19 protein-coding genes are annotated in these 17,723 nt (G+C 34.5%); 2 read left to right on the top strand and 17 right to left on the bottom strand.

The annotated features are described in order from the left end of the window. Window positions 1–26 precede the first annotated feature (26 nt). Complete coding sequence (pnp, locus tag GVV10_RS06595) at window positions 27–2,180, bottom strand: polyribonucleotide nucleotidyltransferase (protein ID WP_159520915.1); 2,154 nt, start codon at window positions 2,178–2,180, stop codon at window positions 27–29. A gap of 74 nt (window positions 2,181–2,254) precedes the next feature. Beyond that, the gene (rpsO, locus tag GVV10_RS06590; RefSeq protein ID WP_159521134.1) at window positions 2,255–2,521 is read right to left on the bottom strand and encodes a 30S ribosomal protein S15; all 267 of its coding nucleotides are present in this window, start codon (window positions 2,519–2,521) and stop codon (window positions 2,255–2,257) included. 212 nt (window positions 2,522–2,733) lie between these two features. Between rpsO and GVV10_RS06585 the strand changes: the two genes are divergently transcribed. Next, entirely contained in the window at window positions 2,734–3,573 is an 840-nt protein-coding gene (locus tag GVV10_RS06585; protein ID WP_159520913.1) for an NAD(P)-dependent oxidoreductase, read from the top strand. Window positions 3,574–3,643: 70 nt separating this feature from the next. Here the strand turns inward: GVV10_RS06585 and hemW are convergent, their stop codons facing one another. From hemW to fmt, 5 genes are read right to left on the bottom strand one after another with little or no spacing between them, the layout of a single operon-like run. Beyond that, entirely contained in the window at window positions 3,644–4,732 is a 1,089-nt protein-coding gene (hemW, locus tag GVV10_RS06580; protein WP_159520911.1) for a radical SAM family heme chaperone HemW, read from the bottom strand. Next, complete coding sequence (locus tag GVV10_RS06575) at window positions 4,722–4,985, bottom strand: MazG nucleotide pyrophosphohydrolase domain-containing protein (protein ID WP_159520909.1); 264 nt, start codon at window positions 4,983–4,985, stop codon at window positions 4,722–4,724. Before GVV10_RS06575 ends, hemW begins: the two co-directional genes overlap by 11 nt. After that, window positions 4,975–6,777, bottom strand: a complete 1,803-nt coding sequence (gene lepA / locus GVV10_RS06570; protein WP_159520907.1) for a translation elongation factor 4 — start codon at window positions 6,775–6,777, stop codon at window positions 4,975–4,977. The genes GVV10_RS06575 and lepA overlap by 11 nt, the downstream gene beginning before the upstream one ends. A gap of 3 nt (window positions 6,778–6,780) precedes the next feature. Next, window positions 6,781–7,281, bottom strand: coding sequence for an ECF transporter S component (locus GVV10_RS06565; RefSeq protein WP_159520905.1), 501 nt, complete (start codon window positions 7,279–7,281; stop codon window positions 6,781–6,783). Further along, window positions 7,281–8,207: a methionyl-tRNA formyltransferase gene (fmt, locus tag GVV10_RS06560; protein WP_159520903.1), complete on the bottom strand. Its 927-nt coding sequence runs from the start codon at window positions 8,205–8,207 to the stop codon at window positions 7,281–7,283. Before fmt ends, GVV10_RS06565 begins: the two co-directional genes overlap by 1 nt. 102 nt (window positions 8,208–8,309) lie before the next feature. On the opposite strand from fmt, the gene rpsT reads away from it, so the two are divergent. Then, the gene (gene rpsT / locus GVV10_RS06555; RefSeq protein ID WP_159520901.1) at window positions 8,310–8,576 is read left to right on the top strand and encodes a 30S ribosomal protein S20; all 267 of its coding nucleotides are present in this window, start codon (window positions 8,310–8,312) and stop codon (window positions 8,574–8,576) included. 44 nt (window positions 8,577–8,620) lie between these two features. Here the strand turns inward: rpsT and holA are convergent, their stop codons facing one another. From holA to alaS, 10 genes are all read right to left on the bottom strand, one after another. Continuing rightward, window positions 8,621–9,550, bottom strand: coding sequence for a DNA polymerase III subunit delta (gene holA / locus GVV10_RS06550; RefSeq protein ID WP_159520899.1), 930 nt, complete (start codon window positions 9,548–9,550; stop codon window positions 8,621–8,623). Next, window positions 9,551–11,185 carry a ComEC/Rec2 family competence protein gene (locus GVV10_RS06545; protein WP_159520897.1) on the bottom strand — a complete coding sequence of 545 codons (1,635 nt, stop codon included), beginning with the start codon at window positions 11,183–11,185 and terminating at the stop codon, window positions 9,551–9,553. It lies immediately after the preceding gene. A 131-nt stretch (window positions 11,186–11,316) separates the two neighbouring features. Then, a complete protein-coding gene (locus GVV10_RS06540; protein WP_159520895.1) occupies window positions 11,317–11,787 on the bottom strand; it encodes a ComEA family DNA-binding protein in 471 nt (156 codons plus the stop codon). A 49-nt stretch (window positions 11,788–11,836) separates the two neighbouring features. Then, on the bottom strand, window positions 11,837–12,307 hold the full coding sequence (gene greA / locus GVV10_RS06535) for a transcription elongation factor GreA (protein ID WP_159520893.1): 471 nt from the start codon (window positions 12,305–12,307) through the stop codon (window positions 11,837–11,839). Between the two features lie 22 nt (window positions 12,308–12,329). Beyond that, the gene (gene udk, locus GVV10_RS06530) at window positions 12,330–12,959 is read right to left on the bottom strand and encodes a uridine kinase (RefSeq protein ID WP_159520891.1); all 630 of its coding nucleotides are present in this window, start codon (window positions 12,957–12,959) and stop codon (window positions 12,330–12,332) included. Window positions 12,960–12,972: 13 nt separating this feature from the next. After that, complete coding sequence (mltG, locus tag GVV10_RS06525; RefSeq protein WP_159520889.1) at window positions 12,973–14,022, bottom strand: endolytic transglycosylase MltG; 1,050 nt, start codon at window positions 14,020–14,022, stop codon at window positions 12,973–12,975. Next, entirely contained in the window at window positions 14,003–14,260 is a 258-nt protein-coding gene (locus GVV10_RS06520; RefSeq protein ID WP_159520887.1) for a DUF1292 domain-containing protein, read from the bottom strand. Before GVV10_RS06520 ends, mltG begins: the two co-directional genes overlap by 20 nt. A gap of 2 nt (window positions 14,261–14,262) precedes the next feature. Further along, complete coding sequence (ruvX, locus tag GVV10_RS06515) at window positions 14,263–14,694, bottom strand: Holliday junction resolvase RuvX (RefSeq protein ID WP_159520885.1); 432 nt, start codon at window positions 14,692–14,694, stop codon at window positions 14,263–14,265. Further along, window positions 14,691–14,954: an IreB family regulatory phosphoprotein gene (locus tag GVV10_RS06510; protein WP_159520883.1), complete on the bottom strand. Its 264-nt coding sequence runs from the start codon at window positions 14,952–14,954 to the stop codon at window positions 14,691–14,693. Before GVV10_RS06510 ends, ruvX begins: the two co-directional genes overlap by 4 nt. A gap of 48 nt (window positions 14,955–15,002) precedes the next feature. Continuing rightward, entirely contained in the window at window positions 15,003–17,615 is a 2,613-nt protein-coding gene (gene alaS / locus GVV10_RS06505; protein ID WP_159520881.1) for an alanine--tRNA ligase, read from the bottom strand. Between the last annotated feature and the right edge of the window lie 108 nt (window positions 17,616–17,723).

Here is a 17,723-nt window from a genome sequence, read left to right as displayed (position 1 = left end):
AAAGAAAGAGATTAACCTCTTTCTTTTTATTTGCTTTCTTCTTTTACTGTTTCTTTGACTTCTTCTTTTTTAGGTTCAGGTTTTGGTAACAATGCTTTTCTTGAAGCATTCACTCGACCACGATCATCAATTTCGATAATTTTTACTTTAACAACATCACCTAATGATAGAACATCTTCGACTTTATCAACTCGACTATGCTCTAATTTTGAAATATGAAGTAATGCATCGGTTCCTTTAAATAATTCAACAAATGCGCCAAACTTTTCAATTCGAACAACTTTTGCCTCATAAATTTCACCAACTTTAGCTTCACGAACAATATCTTCAATCATTGATTTTGCTTTATCGATTGCTTTTTGATCGTTATGGTAAATTACAACACGACCATCATCCTCAATGTCAATCTTGACATCATCACATTCTTCGATGATTTGATTAATAATTTTTCCACCAGTACCAATAACGTCTCTAATCTTCTCAGGGTCAATTTGTAATTGAGCAATTTTTGGTGCATATTGACCAACATTTGTACGTGGTTCAGAAATTACTGCATCCATTGCTTCCATAATTTCAAAGCGACCTTTATGAGCTTGAGCGAGTGCTTCTTGTAAGATTTCACGATTTAATCCTTTAACCTTGATATCCATTTGCAAAGCAGTAATCCCTTTTTTAGTTCCAGCAACTTTAAAGTCCATGTCCCCAAAATGATCTTCCATTCCTTGAATATCTGTCAATACCGTAATATCATCACCATATTGAACAAGTCCCATGGCTATACCACTTACTGCAGCCTTAATCGGAACACCCGCTGCCATTAAAGCAACTGAACTCGCGCAAATACTGGCTTGTGATGAAGAACCATTCGATTCCAATACCTCTGAAACGACACGTATTGCATATGGAAATTCTTCTTCAGATGGAATTACATACGATAATGCTCTTTCACCTAATGCACCATGACCAATTTCACGTCGTCCAGGTGCTCCCATACGTCCAGTTTCACCCACTGAATATGGTGGGAAATTATATTGATGCATAAATCGCTTTGACTCATCAGAAGATAAATCATCAATAATTTGTGTATCACCCATCGCACCTAGAGTACAGATTGATAATACTTGTGTTTGTCCACGCGTAAATAAACCACTACCATGAACACGATTTAGTAAATCAATTTGAACATCTAAAGGACGCACTTCATCTGATTTACGACCATCAGGACGTATTTTTTCAACAGAGATTAAGCGACGCACTTCATCAGAAACAATGCTATCAACTGCTTCTTTAGCAAATGATATTGATTTCGCTTTATCTTCTCCCTCAGAATACTCCTTGTTTTCAAAATGTTCAACAACCTGTGCTGTGAACTCATCGATCGCGTTATAGCGTTCTTGTTTCTCAATAATAGCAACTGCAGCACGTAAATCTTTCTCAACCAATGCTTTAACTTCAGCATCAATGTCGTCAGGAATTTGATAAAGATTAACTTCCATTTTTTCTTTACCAATTTCTTGAGCAATTTCAATTTGGAATTCACAGAGTTTTTTAATGAATTCATGACCAAACATCATTGCTTCAAGCATTTTCTCTTCACTGACTTCATTGGCGCCAGCTTCAACCATGTTAATTGCCTCAATAGTACCCGCAACAACAAGTTCCATTTCTGATTTTTCAAGCTCTTCTTGACTTGGGTTAATAATATATTCACCCTCAACAAGCCCTACAGTCACACCAGCAATCGGTCCTTCAAACGGAATGTCTGAAATAGACAATGACAATGATGCTCCAAGCATCGCTGCCATATCCGCTGAATAATCATGATCAACTGATAATACTGTATTCACTACCTGAACTTCATTTCTAAAACCATCAGCAAACAAAGGACGAATTGTTCTATCAATTAATCTTGATGTTAATGTTGCATGTTCACTGGGTCTTCCTTCACGTCGTAAAAATCCACCGGGAATCTTTCCAACTGAATATAATTTTTCTTCAAACGTCACTGTTAACGGGAAGAATGGGAGATCTTTTGCTTTTTTACTTGCTGTAGCAGCAGATAAAACTGTTGTATCTCCATAACGAACTAAGACAGATCCTGCTGCCTGTTTAGCCAACTCCCCAGTTTCAACTTGGATTGTTTGACCACAAAAATCTAATGTATGTACTTTCTTACTCATCAGTTCACCTCTTGTATCTTCTTCAATGTTACCACAATTCTACTATATAAAAAAGGAGCAACTGCTCCTTTTAATTATTTTCTTAAGCCTAAGCTTGTAATTAATTCGCGGTAACGGTTAATATCTTCTTCTCGTAGATATTTTAATAAGTTACGACGACGTCCAACTTTTTTAAGAAGTCCACGATTTGAGTGGAAGTCTTTCTTATGAACTTTCATATGTTCAGTTAAACGGTTAATTTCTTCTGTTAAAACAGCAACTTGAACTTCAACAGATCCTGTATCGTTCGCTTCACGAGCATATTGCTTAATGATTGCTTGTTTTTCATCTTTACTTAACATTGACATTTTCTTTTCCTCCTATTGTTTTCTAGTCCTTTATATCCAAGTGTAAGGATGAGGATCCCATAAACCTAGAAATAAAGCTTCTATATAATATCATAAGTCCTATCATTTAACAAGTTATTTATAACTCAAGGCACATCAACTTTTTAAACACGCTCAACTTACTCATTTTTTATGATATCATAAATGAAAAGAGGAGGAAAATAACAATGAAAATAGCATGGATTGGTACTGGTGTAATGGGAGCACCAATGGCTAAACACTTAGCAAAAGCTGGCTACAATGTATCAGCATACAACAGAACATTCGCAAAAGCTCAACAACTCGAACCCGAGATCACCGCATATTCAACCATTAAAGAGGTAGTTCATGATGCTGATGTGATTTTCACAATTGTAGGTTATCCTAACGATGTAAAAGAGGTTTATGACAGTATAATTCCTAACGCCAAAAAAGGAAGTATTCTTGTCGACATGACGACATCTTCACCAACATTAGCAAAAGAAATTGCGACAAAAGCAAAAGAAAGTGGTTTAATTGCACTCGATGCACCTGTAACCGGCGGAGATCTTGGAGCAATCAATGCCAGTCTTTCAATTATGGTTGGTGGTGATGAGAACGCCTTTCATAAAATATTGCCTTTATTAGAAAATATGGGAACAACCATTAATTATATGGGTGACTCAGGCAATGGACAAAACGCTAAATTAGCGAACCAAATCGCAATTGCTGGCGCAATAGCCGGAACAGCAGAGGCCCTTACATACGCAAAATTAAAGAATTTAGATTTACAAACAATGTTAAATGTTATTACAGGAGGTTCAGCAAACTCATGGCAAGCAGCGAACAATGGGCAAGCAATGCTCGATCATAATTTTAAACCAGGTTTCTTCCTAAAACATTTACTAAAAGATCTAAATTTGGCGTTTGAAGAAAAAGGAGATGTTGTTTTACCTTTACTTGAAACAGTAAGGAATATTTACAATATTTTAAACGAAAATGGTTTTGGTGATGAAGGAACTCAAGCAATTATTAAATATTATCAATAGAAGATATTTGTTGATATAAGTGAGTATGAAAAGCAGTCTATCGTTTTGATGATAGACTGCTTTTTGGTCGTTATTCCATAAATTTTAGGAGAATATCATCAAGCATGATGAATCCAGTATCACTGGCATAGATTCTCTCATTATTAACTCGTAACAAGCCTTCTTTTTCAGCTTCTTCAATTGCTGAAGAGTATACTGATTTCATATCACAATCAAAGCGTTCGTAAAACCTTTGAAATGAGATACCTTCCCTTAATCGTAATCCCATCATTATAAATTCGAACATCTGTTCTTCTTTCGTCAACGTTATCACTTCATCAAAACTCTCTTCTTGAATATAGCGTCCCAGCTGATTCGTCCAGGTTTTTCGAACTTCATCTATTTTCATACTTGCCCCTGGCCCTAACGCATGAAAGTTTTCATAACGCCAATAAACTTGATTATGTTCGCTTTTTCGTCCAGGTTTCGAAAAATTGGATATCTCATAGTGATCAAATCCAGCACTTTTCATCAATTCTATACACGATAAATACATCTCAGTTTCTAATTCAACAGAAACAGGTTTTATTCCTTTACGACCAAATAAAGACTCAGGTTCAACAGTAAGAGCATAGATCGATACATGGTCAGGGTTAAGGTTAATGACATCTTTCATGCTCTTTATAAAGCTTTCTAGACTTTGTCCAGGTAACCCATAGATTAAATCTAACGAGATATTCATGATTTCGTGTTTCCTCAGTAAATCGACACCTTTTTTAACATCATAAAATTTATGATGACGGCCTATTTTATCCAATAAATCATCATCGGTTGTCTGAACACCCAAACTCATACGATTCACACCATATTTTTTTAACAAGGCCACCTTTGCATCATTCAAATTTTCTGGATTTCCCTCAAATGTAAATTCAAACGTATCATCTAATTTTTCAATTAACGCTTGCAACAACCCTTCAAGTTGATCATCTTCAAGAGATGTCGGAGTTCCCCCACCCACATAAATTGTTTTAAACGGTCCATTCAGTTTATTAATTTGAGATATCAAACGAATCATAAAAGCATCCGAAATAACTCGCTCATAATTAAACTTTGTAAAAGCACAATAACCACAAATATGATCACAAAATGGAATATGGACATACAACGAACTAGTATTCACGTTTTTCTACCTTCTTTGCTTTTTCATAAATTATCTTTTCAATGTCGTATCCTTTATCTATCGCTATTGAAATTGCATACATTAACACATCAGCCAATTCATCTTGAAACGCTTGATCAAACTCATTAAGACTTTCTTTCAATTCCAGAACTTCTTCATGGAGTGCATCAATTAAAAACGGAATGGAATCTGTCTGATCCCATCCGAATTTTTCACGCATCGATTGTATTATTTCAATAGTATTATTCATCATCCATTGCTAAAACAGACATAAATGCTTCTTGTGGAATCTCAACACTTCCCACTTGTTTCATCCGTTTCTTCCCTTGTTTTTGCTTTTCTAAAAGTTTTTTCTTACGACTTATATCCCCACCATAGCATTTCGCAATAACATTTTTTCGAACTGCTTTGATCGTTGATCGAGCAATGATTTTTTGATTAATTGCCGCTTGAATTGGAACTTCAAATTGATGTCTTGGTATTAAGGTTCGCAATTTATCCGTAATTGCTTTTCCACGATGGTGAGCAAAATCACGATGAACAATTGTAGATAACGCATCAACAATTTCACCATTCAAGAGAATGTCCATCTTAACAAGTTTAGACTCACGATATCCAATCAAATCATAATCAAATGAAGCATAACCACGAGTTACTGATTTTAATTTATCAAAGAAATCAAAAACAATTTCAACAAGTGGTAACTCATAAACAATATTCATCCGTGTATTGTCAATGGCCTGCATATCTTTATAAATACCTCGTTTGGCTTGACAGAGTTCCATTACCGGACCAACATAGTCACTTGGAACTAAGACATGAGCTTCTACATAAGGTTCTTCAACACGATCAATGACGTTTGATACCGGCATTTTAGCTGGATTATCAATTTTAATCATCGTACCATCTGTGAGGTAAACATGGAAAATAACAGAAGGAGCCGTAGCGATTAAATCAAATTGGTATTCACGTTCAAGACGTTCTTGAATTACATCCATATGAAGCAACCCTAAAAAACCACATCTAAAACCAAAGCCAAGCGCTTGAGAAGTTTCAGGTTCAAAATCTAAAGCCGAATCATTCAATGCCATCTTTTCCAGTGCTTCACGCATATCCGTATATCGCTTCGAATCAATTGGATACAGACCACAATAGACCATAGGATTTAATTTCCTATATCCTGGTAAAGCCTCTTGAGCCGGATGATCAACATGAGTAATTGTATCCCCAACATCAACATCATGAATTGATTTAATTGAAGCACTCATCCAACCAACTTCACCTGTAGTTAATTTATCTTTACGTACTTCATTGGGTGTTCGAATACCAACCTCTACGACTTCAAACTCTGCTTCTGAAGCCATAAATCGAATCGTATCACCAACTGCAATTTCCCCTTCTTTGACACGAATTGAAACAACAACACCGCGATAAGGGTCATAAAACGAGTCAAAAACAAGAGCTTGCAACGGTTTCTCTTTAGATCCTTTGGGCGCAGGTATTTGATCAACAATTCCTTCTAATACTTGGTCAATATTTAAACCAGTTTTTGCACTTATTAAAGGAGCCTTAGAAGAATCAACACCCAATACATCTTCAATCTCTTTTTTGACACGTTCTGGATCAGCAGACGGTAAATCAACTTTATTAATAACAACCATAATATCCAAATCATTTTCAATCGCTAAGTAAGCATTTGCCAATGTTTGAGCTTGGATTCCCTGACTTGCATCAACGACTAAAATCGCACCTTCACAGGCTGCAAGTGATCGAGAAACTTCATATGTAAAGTCAACATGACCTGGAGTATCAATTAAATGGAATGTGTAGTTCTCTCCATTATTTGCTTTATAATCCAATTGAACCGAATTCAGTTTGATTGTAATTCCACGTTCACGTTCTAAATCCATTGAATCCAACAACTGAGACTGCATATCTCTATTTGCAACAGTTTGAGTTGATTCCAATATTCGGTCAGCTAACGTTGATTTCCCATGGTCTATATGTGCAATAATCGAAAAGTTTCTTATGTTTTTTTGATTCATTAATTATCCCTTACCTCTCAAATGCTTCATTAATTCTACCACACCTGGGTAGATTAAAGTTGCTATTAAACTACTTACAAAAGCTTGAATTAAATTATACATCATCGATACTGGCATATATGTGATGTTCCCCACTAGAAAAGCATCCACAAAACCATATAAAGTCATCATCGTAAACCCTGCCAAAAAGAAGGGAATAAAACGCTTTTTACCATCCAATAGATGAATTAACTGTTGAATGACAACAACCTCAGCCATTTTTATAAACAATGTAAAAATAGCATATTGTGGAGCAACCATTAAATCAACAATGGCCGAACCCACTCCAGCTGCAATAACCGCTCCCCTGATTGGTAAAACGATGGCAGACATCATAACAATTACATCACCGAAATTTAAATATCCCGTAGGTATCGGTACTTGAATAATTGCTGTTACAGCCGCAACTAACGCTGTCATAATCGCAATAAATACAATTGTTTGCGTTCTTTTCTCTTGTTCCATTATTTGAATACTTTCCCTTCCCACTCATTGTTGAAACCATTGTAAAAATCTATGGCATCCATGGTTGGCTTACCAAATGGTTGAATTTTAGTTATAGTGACATAACCACCTTCACACGCAATATCTACACCTTCTTTGTGGACTTTCATAATTGTTCCACTCGCGAAGGAATGGTTGGCTTGAACGAGTTTAACTTGATGGAATTTTACACGTTCACCCTCTAATAAGGCAAATGAAACTGGCCAAGGAATTAAACCTCGAATGTGATTATAAACATTCATCACATCTTGATTAAAATTAATGTGTTCATCTTTCTTTTGAATAGTATACGCATAACTAACGTCATGCTCATTTTGTGAAACAGACTGAATTTCCCCTTTTAAATACGATTTTAAATCATTTCTTATCAAAGGTTCTGCGACAGCCATTAACTTAGCTTCGACATCACCCATCGTATCTTCTATTGAAATAATAACTTCTTTTTTCGCAATCATATTTCCTGAATCCATACCCGCATCCATTTCCATTAACGTTAAGCCTGTTTTGTTTTCACCTTTAATGATGGACCAATGAATGGGTGCACCACCACGGTATTTAGGTAAAAGCGACGCATGAACATTAACCGCTTTATATTTGGGTTTCTCTATAATTTCTATTGGCACAATTTGTCCATAAGCACATGTCACAATTAAATCAGCACCTAGACCATTGATTGCTTCGATTGATTCTTTAATCTTTTCAGGTTGATAAACAGCAATCCCCTTTTCGAGAGCTCTTTCTTTAACAACTGAAGCTTTTAATATTCTTTTACGACCAAAAGGGCGATCTGGTTGAGTGACAACGCCCATCACATCGTATCCTTCTTCTATCAGTAAATCTAAAATAACTTTGGAAAACACTGTTGTTCCCATAAATAATATCCGCATATTATCACATCCTATCGATTATTATAACACACATACGCTCCGATAATTATACTTTAGTATCTCTTTATGATATAATTCACTCATATACAGGAGGTGGATATTATGCCAAATATTCAAAGTCAAATGAAGAGAGTTAAAACAAATCGTAAATCAGGTCTTGCAAATAGCCAATTGAAGTCAAAGATTAAAAACTCAATTAAGAAATTAGAATTGGCTGTAGTTGAAAATGACACCGAAAAAGCAGACGAATTATTTAATACTGCAAATTCACTTCTGGATAAGTCGATGACTCGACACATCCATCACAAAAATTATGTGCGCAGAAAAAAAGCACACCTTGCTTCGTTGCACAATGAACTAAAATCGTAACCATTCGATTATTAAAAGGACTTCACAAATTGTGAAGTCTTTTTTTATTGACATGCTTGATATAACCATAACTCAAATGAAAGAAATCGATCTTGCAAGCCCAATTTAATTTTTTGATCCATAATGGCTAAATCATTTAATAATTTTAATATATCTCGCCAAGGTCTTTTTCTATTCTTAAGCAAAAAATAAACCTGCTTATCAGATATCCCTAATGCTTTCGCAATTCCATCATTAGAGTATCCTATTTGTTTTAAACTCGTTATTTGATACAACCTTCGAAAACTTCCCCCCAACAGTCCCATTAATTGAATGGGTTCCACACCATTTGTTATGAGAGCATGATAAATTTCAAATGCCGTTTTCAAATCTTTTTTTAAGACAGCATCACTCAAGGCAAAAACATTATCATCCAATGACGCTGGAACAAGTTCTTCAATTAATGCTTTATTTATATTGCCATCATAGAGTTCGAGTTTATTCAACTCTTGTTCTAATCGTTCAGGCTGCGACTTCAAATTATTTTGCAACGTCAATAAAGCATCTTTTTCTATGTTGAGTCCACGGTGTTTTACTGCAAAACGAATTTGATTTAATACTTCATTATCGGTCTGTGCTTTTAAAACATGAACATTCAAAGTTTTTAATGCTTTCCCCACTTTACTGGATGCCAATGGTTTTTTCTTAAAACAAAAAATGAGTGATAGATCATAGATGGTCAAATTTAAAAGTGGTAGAATTCTTTCTTCATCCTCTTTATTGACAGCATCCATTTTTACGATAACAATACGATGTTCATTAAAAAATGATACCGTAGAAACCGCCTCTAAAACATCATCAAATTGATCCCCATTTTTATTGAGATCAAATTCTTTTATTTCTAGTTCCTTAAATTTATCCCGTCGTTCTTCTGTTATTTCTTTTATTTTTCCATTCATTAAAAAGCTACTGGTCGTAATAACAATATCAATCATTCAATCACCTAGTGATATTATAGCAAAACTTGATTTACTTGTCTTAAGATATTGAATAAAAGGAAATGAAATTATCTCGATCGTCCCTAATTTATTCGTTTCAAGTAATTGGATACCATGGTTATACAGACGTCTTTTGACCAGTGGATGAGGATGATTGTATATTTTGGGATTGGAACTTGCAATTGCAAGTTTTATATTTTTTAATTGCAGTAATTCTTGTGAACTACTTGTATCTGAGCCATGATGGCCTAATTTCAAGATACTTACATCATCAACAAGCCGGTTTTTTACTAATTCTCTTTCTTGTTTCTTGCCGGCATCCCCTAAAAATAAATACGTTTGATTGTGCAATTCAAGCTGAGTTATGATGCTATTCTCGTTAGCATCTTCATATTCATTTGATTCTAATACCATATCAAGAACCCCTACCTCTTGATTTTTATTTTTGATAATACTCTCAACATTAAAATCTCTAATTATTTTTTCTTCATTTTCAACATGATCTAAATCATCATGCGTTAATATTAAATAATTTAACCGTTTTATCCCATGCTTTTTTAGTTGTTTGGAAACATTTTCATAAGCAAAATATCGACCTGTATCGATTAAATAATGCTCTTTATTAAACGGTAAAGAAATAAGTGTGCTATCACCTTGGCCTACATCAATATAACTAACTCTACCGTAAGGAGGATAACAAACCCAAACAAGGCTGATACAAAGAAGTAACATATGAGACTTTTTATTGTGTATTATTAATAAAAACAATAGAAAAAACGTTGGAAATACTCCTCTAAACGTAAGCTTTTCTAGTAATAAATTGGATTGAAATAAATGTATTCCCTTGTCAAATCCACCAAGGATAAATTCTCCATTTGGTAGAAACATCGTCAAGGCTGCAATGACAGTATAAACGCCAGCCATAAGTCTAATTTTTCTAAATAATATGGAGCGTAAAGGGTTCCATTCATAAAAATACAATAAACTGAGTTGTGCATAATAACAGTAACGTGAAATTGCTTGAGATCCTTGATGATCGAATATATTTAAAAGATATAGACTGTAAGAAAAAACAAATGGAATACTTGTTAAAGCATTAGGAAAAAGGATTAATAAAACACATATTTGAGTTTTTATAGGAACCTTTAATTGTTTTAAGCAATATCTTAACCATATAAAATTAGGACCAAACATTATACCCAAACAGATTAAGAATACTAATGAACCCTTATCATGACCAAAATATCGTTTCATTAACAGTTGATAAAGCGTCAATAGACCAATCATCTTTAGACTTAACGAACTGAAGATACTTTCCTTATCATATTGAAAAATCTTTTTATATTGATAAGGGAATTTTTGATAGATAAGACGTTTTAAAGACGGTGGCTTGGATATTTTTGTTATTTTGACATTATCTAAAAGACCTAAATGATGATTGAAGTTTGGCTCATAATCCTGTCTTATTTTTCCACTCAAGATCAGCTTATCGCCAAGAGTGTAATGTTCATTTTTGGGTATGAGTGCTTTAAATAGATTACTTTGTACGGTAAAAGTTTTATCATTAACCCCAATGATTTTTACCTGTTGGTTTTCGAAGGTTGGACAATACTGGTGACTGAAATATGACATACCCATTAGTAAAGCTAAAATTAACAAGGAAATCCTATGCTTCTCTTTATGAAATATCACGACAAAAACTAGAAAGCATAACAATTTATAAAGTGGATGGTTGAACAATAAAGATATTATCAGCCCAAATACTATAAGCATAAATAATCTTTCATTTTCTCGAATTTTTTAGGGCCTATCCCTTTGACATTCCTCACTTCATCAAGTTTTTGAAACAAACCAAATTCTTCTCGATAAGCAATAATTGCTTCTGCTGTTTTTGGGCCAATTCCATTCACAGTACTTAGTAATTCACAACTCCCGGTATTGATGGATACTTTCGACTGTAGTGTCTTAATCGGAATGACATAGAGATCTTTATGCGATAAAATTGTTTGATCATTCATTGCTTGATAATCTACATCATCTTTAAGTTTAACGTGTGTTAATGCTTCTTTTAAAGTGGAATACGGTTCTAATTCTAAAGGAATAATATCATCATGATATTTTATTTGAACCGTTATTTTTTTTGCTTCTTGATCCAAAGGTATATATCTTTTTTCAAAAATGAAAAACAAACATAACACGAGCAAGAATAAACCAAATAAAAAGACTTGACGCATCGTTATCACCTTTATTAAGTAATATCGATAAAATCAAGTCCCTAAGTATTTATTTAATTTTTAAAATCTTAACTTCATAAGGTTCTTCAACATCAACCTTAACAACATCACCTTCAACACTATCAAGCATGGCTTGAGCTAAGGGTGAAACGTTTGATATTTTCCCATTGGCTGGATCTGCTTCGACCGAACCAACAATTGCGAATGTTTCTTCCTCATTGATTCCATAGTCTAGAATAGTCACGGTTGCACCTAAGGCAACTTTCTTATGACCTTTCTTGCTACTTTCATCAATAATTTCAACATTAGTCAACATCGCTTCTAAATCACGTATACGTGCTTCTACACGAGCTTGGCGATCTCGCGCTGTATCATAGTCAGCATTTTCTGACAAGTCACCTTGTGCACGTGCTGCTTTTAAATCTTCAATGACATCCGGTCTTTCAACTTCAATTAAGTGACGGAGTTCCTTTTTTAAATCCTCTAAACCTTGTTCTGTTACATACATTTTGTCGCTCATTTTATCACTCCTTGAAATGGTATTATACCATGCTAGCGCTTATGATGCTACTGATTTTAGTTGTTAGTAAATCAATCGCCACTGTATTATGAGCCCCTTCAGGAATAATAATATCTGCATATCGCTTAGAAGGCTCAACAAATTGTTCATGCATTACTCTAACAGTATTCATATATTGATCAATAACATGATCAAGATTTCTTCCTCGTTTATTAACATCTCTTACTAAACGACGGATAAATCGAATATCAGCTGGTGCATCAACAAATACTTTAATATCTAGTAAATTTCTTAATTCTTGATTGTCTAAGGTCATCAATCCTTCTAAAACAATTACATCTGAGCATTCGATATGTTCGCGATAATCACTTCGCGTATGATTCATAAAATCATACACCGGCTTATCAATCGCTTCACCATTCTTTAATTTTTTGACATCACTAATTAATAAATCCATATCAAAAGCAAAGGGATGATCATAGTTTGCTTCAAGTCGCTCTTCCATTGGCATTTCACTTTGATCTTTATAGTAATCATCCATCCGAATAATTACAACATGTTTAGTAACACTAAAGTGTTCTTTCAATTTTTTCGCAATACTTGTTTTCCCTGAAGCGCTCCCGCCAGCAATTCCAATGACAATGGGTTTCATAATTTCCTCCTGATTAATATCCTAATAATTTCTTTCTAACAACCTCATGCTCTGCATAGGTTTCTTGATAATGAACTTTTCCATCTTCTTTCTGATAAACATCCGCAATAAAGAACAAGTAATTATTCTTATCATAATCCAAAGTCGCTTTTAACGCTCTAATCGATGGATTCAGGATCGGTCCTGGTGGCAATCCTTTATATCGATAGGTGTTATACGGTGATTCAATTTGATTGTTTTCTGCACTTTCGCACTCTTTCCAATCATCAAATTCATACAAAGAATAGCATACGGTAACACTTGATTGCAATGCCATATCCGCTTCGATTCTATTCATAAATACACCTGCAACTTTACGCATATCTTCATCACCTGATGCTTCATATTCAACAATCGAAGCGAGTGTGTAAAGTTCTTCCTGCGTCAAATCACTCAAGTGTACCAAATCCTTAACCTCTTCGAACTTATTGGCACCATTACTTAATAATGTTTCAGTAATCGTTTCAGCACTGTCTTTAGGACTTAGACGATACGTATCAGGGTATAAATAACCTTCTAATTTCACTCTAACATCTTTCAGTTTCACGATTTCTTGAGGAATGTGGTCAAACTTTTCGACCATTGCTTGAAGAAAGACTTCATTGTTCCAAAGGTCTAAATAATCTTGAGCGCTTACACCATTTACTGACGATAACTTTTCAGCCATATGTTTTGCCCAATCACCTTCATTTAATGTAATTGTGACATCATCACTAATAAAATCAGGATTATCAAGTTTTTCTAATATTTTTTTCGAAGAATCTGCTTTGTCTACTTCTACAGTACCTACATAAACACGGCCAAATCCGTGAATTTTCGCTTGTATTTTTGTGAAAAAAGCAGAGCGAATTAAACCTTCTTCTTCAAGTTGATGAAGTACTTGGTTAAAGCCACCTTCTTGCACTTCAAAAAGAACAGGTTCACTGTTCTTCTGAATTGATGATACTTGGTAGACATAAAATCCTCCTGTCAACACAAGCAGCAATACCAAGATTAAAATAACTTTAGTGTGTTTCTTCTTCATGTTTTAACACGAATGCTTGGAAAACCTCTTCAATCATTTCCCATTCTTGTTCGTCTTCAATATTAAATAATTCGCCTTCTTCGGTATAACTGGACACAAACACTTGCCCTGATTCATCATTCGGATCTACATATAATACATATTTTTTATCATATTCCTCGTTATCGAATGTGAATAAAATTTCCATTACAATTTCTGTACCGTCATCATTAATGACAACTAATTGATTTTCTTCCATAATTAATCCTCCATAAAACTTTGTTGATCGAGAAACGTTTGCAGTATATGTACTGCTGCTAATTGATCAATCACTTGTTTTCTTTTCTTTCTTGACATATCTTGTGAAATCAATTGTCGATTAGCCGCCATGCTTGTCAGCCTCTCATCAATTAAAACAACTCGTAGAGAAAACTCATTTTCCAAGAGTATTTTGAAATCTCTTGAAATTTGAGCTCTCTCTCCAATATCGTTATTCATCATCTTAGGATCTCCTAAGGCAATGTTTTTAATTTTTTCTTTTCGAATGATCTCATGTAAGGGTTCAATCAAATCATTTAAATTCCCTTCAAACGACAGAGTCGTAAGGGGGTGAGCATACATTCCCAATCCATCCGAGACGGCTACCCCACAGGTTTTTGACCCTAAGTCTAATCCAATACTTTTTGAAATCATTCTTTATTTTCCAAATAAAATCGTACTAATTCTTCAATAATTTCATAACGTTCTACTTCTTGGATTGTTACACGTGCATTGTTATGTGAAGAAATATATGCAGGATCATTAGAAATCAGATAACCAGTAATTTGACTGACTGAACGATACCCACGATCGTTCAATGCGCTATTTACGTCGTCTAGTATTTCTTTGATTCTATCTTGCTTTACCGACTCAGAATTGTAAGCCATTGTCTCAGTAATTTTTTTGTTTGACATCTATATCACATCCTTCTTACCTTCATTTTATCGTATCTAACACTTTAATTAAAGGGAAACTTTAGTTTTGTCCATAAATAAAGCTTTTGCTTCAGCTACTTTCGATAGATCTTTTCCACCTGCTTGAGCAAAGTCGGGACGACCCCCACCATTTCCGCCAGTTAGAACAGCTAATGATTTCGCAATTTCGCCTGCTTTGAATCCTTTCGCAATCGCTTCTTTCGATAAGCGAACCATTATATTTAGACTCTCTTCTTTTAGATTAATGATTCCAATAATGTCAACAGATTGAACAAGTGAATCTGTCATTTCTTTTAAGTCTTTCATATCTTGTAATTCTTTTTCAATGTATAAAACGCTTAATCCATCGTCATTATGAAGTGTGTCTTTTTGATATTGAATCATTTCATATTTAAGGGCTTCTTGACTTAATTGTTTATTTTTCTTTTGAAGATTTTTTACTTCATCTTCTAACTCTAAAAAGCGATCTTCGAGCGTCTTTTGTTCCGGTATTTTATATTCTTCTCTAAGAGTAGAAATTGTTTGTTCGCTTTCTTTAAATATTTCATATGCATGAAGACTTGTGGTTCCTGTTATTCTTCGAACACCTGAACCAACACTTTCTTCTTTAATTATTTTTAAACAACCAATTTCTGCCAAATCCCCAACATGAGTACCCCCACATAACTCCATAGATTTGTCACCCATTTTTACTAAACGAACCTGATCACCGTAATTATCTGAGAAAAAAGCTAAGGCTCCCATTTCTTGAGCTGTGTTTAGATCTGTCATGATTGTTTCAACCTCTGTTGGAACTGAAATCCATTCATTCAACTCATATTCAATTTCATCTAACATGTCTTTTTCAACACTTTCGAAATGACTGAAGTCAAATCTGAAGTACTCATCTGTAACAAATGATCCTGCTTGTTCTACATGACTGCCAAGTTTTGTTCTTAAAATAGATTGTAGCAAATGGACTGCTGAGTGATTTTTTCGGATTAGACGGCGCGCTTGTTCATCAATTGTTAAGGATACAGATTCGTTCATTTTAAGTTGTCCTTCGACTTTAACATGATGAACATGTTGACCGTGTGGACCCTTAAACATTGCAATGACATCAGCATGCATCGAATCGTTTTCAATCGTTCCTTTATCTGAAACCTGTCCTCCACTTTCTGCATAGAATGGCGTTTGGCGAGTTATAACTAATCCTTCGCCTTCAAGGACATCAACAAGTGTTCCATCTTTAATGAGAGCTATCACAGATGACTCTAAACTATTTTCTGTATAAACAAACTCACTTGATTCATTGAAGTTCATTAACGCTTCATTTTGTGATCCCATTGATTCGTGGGTTTGACGAGCATTGCGAGCTCTTTCTCTTTGGATTTCCATTTCTTCATTAAATCCAATTAAATCAATGTCAACGCCTTTCTCAGCCGCAATTTCTTGACTCAGTTCGATTGGGAAGCCGTAGGTATCATACAATGTGAATGCAGTCTTTCCATCAATCAAGTGATGTTCAGCTTTTTCAATGGCGCTCATCAACAAACGCTCACCTGAATCAAGCGTTTTAGAAAAACGAATCTCTTCGGCCTCTATCAGGGATTTTACCATTGTCTTTTTATCGTGTAAATTTGGATAGACATTATCCATAGTCGCGATTACAACATCAACAAGTTCATACATAAAACTCTCTTTTATATTCAAGTTTCTTCCAAATCGAACACCACGGCGTAACACGCGTCTTAAAACATAACCACGGCCTTCATTTGAGAATACTGCGCCATCACTTAATGCAAAGACTAAGGTTCGTATATGATCCGCAATCACTCGATAAGCCATCGGTTCTTGTTGATAGGTAATCTCAGTTTTAGATTCTATTTCATTAATAATTGGCATGAATAAGTCTGTATCAAAGTTTGTTTCTACATTTTGAACAATACTCATTAAACGTTCAAATCCCATTCCAGTATCAATGTTTTTTTGCGGAAGTTCTTTAAAGGTATGAATATCTTGGCCTTCTTTTCCATCAAATTGTGAAAAAACAATATTCCAAATTTCTACATAACGATCATTTTCTAAGTCTTCAAAGAAAAGTTTTTCACCAATTTGTTCAGGATCATATTTGGGGCCACGATCAATAAAAATTTCCGTATTGGGACCACATGGTCCATCTCCGATTTGCCAAAAATTATCCTCAGTCTTCAAAATTCTATCGGCTGGAATATGATATTTATCATGCCAAATTGAATAGGCTGTTGTGTCATCGGGATGCACTGAAAAGTAAGCATCTTTCACATCAAACCCAATATACTCTTTTGAAAATAAAAATTCATACGCGAAGTCAATGGCTTCCTCTTTAAAATAGTCACCAATTGAAAAATTTCCCATCATTTCAAAAAATGTATGATGACGAGATGTTTTTCCGACATTTTCGATGTCATTGGTTCTTATTGATTTTTGTATATTAACAATTCTAGGATTTGTTGGTTTAACAGAACCGTCAAAATATTTTTTTAATGCAGCAACCCCTGAGTTAATCCATAATAGTGTCTCATCATCTTGTGGAATTAAGCCAGCTCCTGGTTCAATTTTATGTTTTTTTGATTCGAAAAAATCCAAAAACATTTGTCTTACTTCTAAACTTGTTTTCATCTATATCCTCCTAAACACAAAAAAAACATTCCATCCAGGAACGTTTTCACGCGGTACCATCCTGATTTATGCAATGCATACATCTCACTTTGTTTTTAACGCAAACAA

The sequence above is a fragment of the Erysipelothrix urinaevulpis genome (genome assembly GCF_009828835.1).
Classification (GTDB): domain Bacteria; phylum Bacillota_I; class Bacilli_A; order Erysipelotrichales; family Erysipelotrichaceae; genus Erysipelothrix; species Erysipelothrix urinaevulpis.
The sequence above is the reverse complement of the archived record's forward strand: the minus strand, read 5'-3'. Positions and strand labels throughout refer to the sequence as shown.

Coding starts and splice junctions, on each gene's coding strand:
- GVV10_RS06585 (WP_159520913.1), top strand. CDS start 2,734: ATGAAAATAGCATGGATTGGTACTGGTGTAATGGGAGCACCAATGGCT.
- alaS (WP_159520881.1), bottom strand. CDS start 17,615: ATGAAAACAAGTTTAGAAGTAAGACAAATGTTTTTGGATTTTTTCGAA.
- GVV10_RS06510 (WP_159520883.1), bottom strand. CDS start 14,954: ATGTCAAACAAAAAAATTACTGAGACAATGGCTTACAATTCTGAGTCG.
- pnp (WP_159520915.1), bottom strand. CDS start 2,180: ATGAGTAAGAAAGTACATACATTAGATTTTTGTGGTCAAACAATCCAA.
- udk (WP_159520891.1), bottom strand. CDS start 12,959: ATGAAACCCATTGTCATTGGAATTGCTGGCGGGAGCGCTTCAGGGAAA.
- mltG (WP_159520889.1), bottom strand. CDS start 14,022: ATGAAGAAGAAACACACTAAAGTTATTTTAATCTTGGTATTGCTGCTT.
- ruvX (WP_159520885.1), bottom strand. CDS start 14,694: ATGATTTCAAAAAGTATTGGATTAGACTTAGGGTCAAAAACCTGTGGG.
- greA (WP_159520893.1), bottom strand. CDS start 12,307: ATGAGCGACAAAATGTATGTAACAGAACAAGGTTTAGAGGATTTAAAA.
- GVV10_RS06575 (WP_159520909.1), bottom strand. CDS start 4,985: ATGATGAATAATACTATTGAAATAATACAATCGATGCGTGAAAAATTC.
- rpsT (WP_159520901.1), top strand. CDS start 8,310: ATGCCAAATATTCAAAGTCAAATGAAGAGAGTTAAAACAAATCGTAAA.
- fmt (WP_159520903.1), bottom strand. CDS start 8,207: ATGCGGATATTATTTATGGGAACAACAGTGTTTTCCAAAGTTATTTTA.
- holA (WP_159520899.1), bottom strand. CDS start 9,550: ATGATTGATATTGTTATTACGACCAGTAGCTTTTTAATGAATGGAAAA.
- lepA (WP_159520907.1), bottom strand. CDS start 6,777: ATGAATCAAAAAAACATAAGAAACTTTTCGATTATTGCACATATAGAC.
- GVV10_RS06520 (WP_159520887.1), bottom strand. CDS start 14,260: ATGGAAGAAAATCAATTAGTTGTCATTAATGATGACGGTACAGAAATT.
- GVV10_RS06545 (WP_159520897.1), bottom strand. CDS start 11,185: ATGTCATATTTCAGTCACCAGTATTGTCCAACCTTCGAAAACCAACAG.
- rpsO (WP_159521134.1), bottom strand. CDS start 2,521: ATGTTAAGTAAAGATGAAAAACAAGCAATCATTAAGCAATATGCTCGT.
- GVV10_RS06540 (WP_159520895.1), bottom strand. CDS start 11,787: ATGCGTCAAGTCTTTTTATTTGGTTTATTCTTGCTCGTGTTATGTTTG.
- GVV10_RS06565 (WP_159520905.1), bottom strand. CDS start 7,281: ATGGAACAAGAGAAAAGAACGCAAACAATTGTATTTATTGCGATTATG.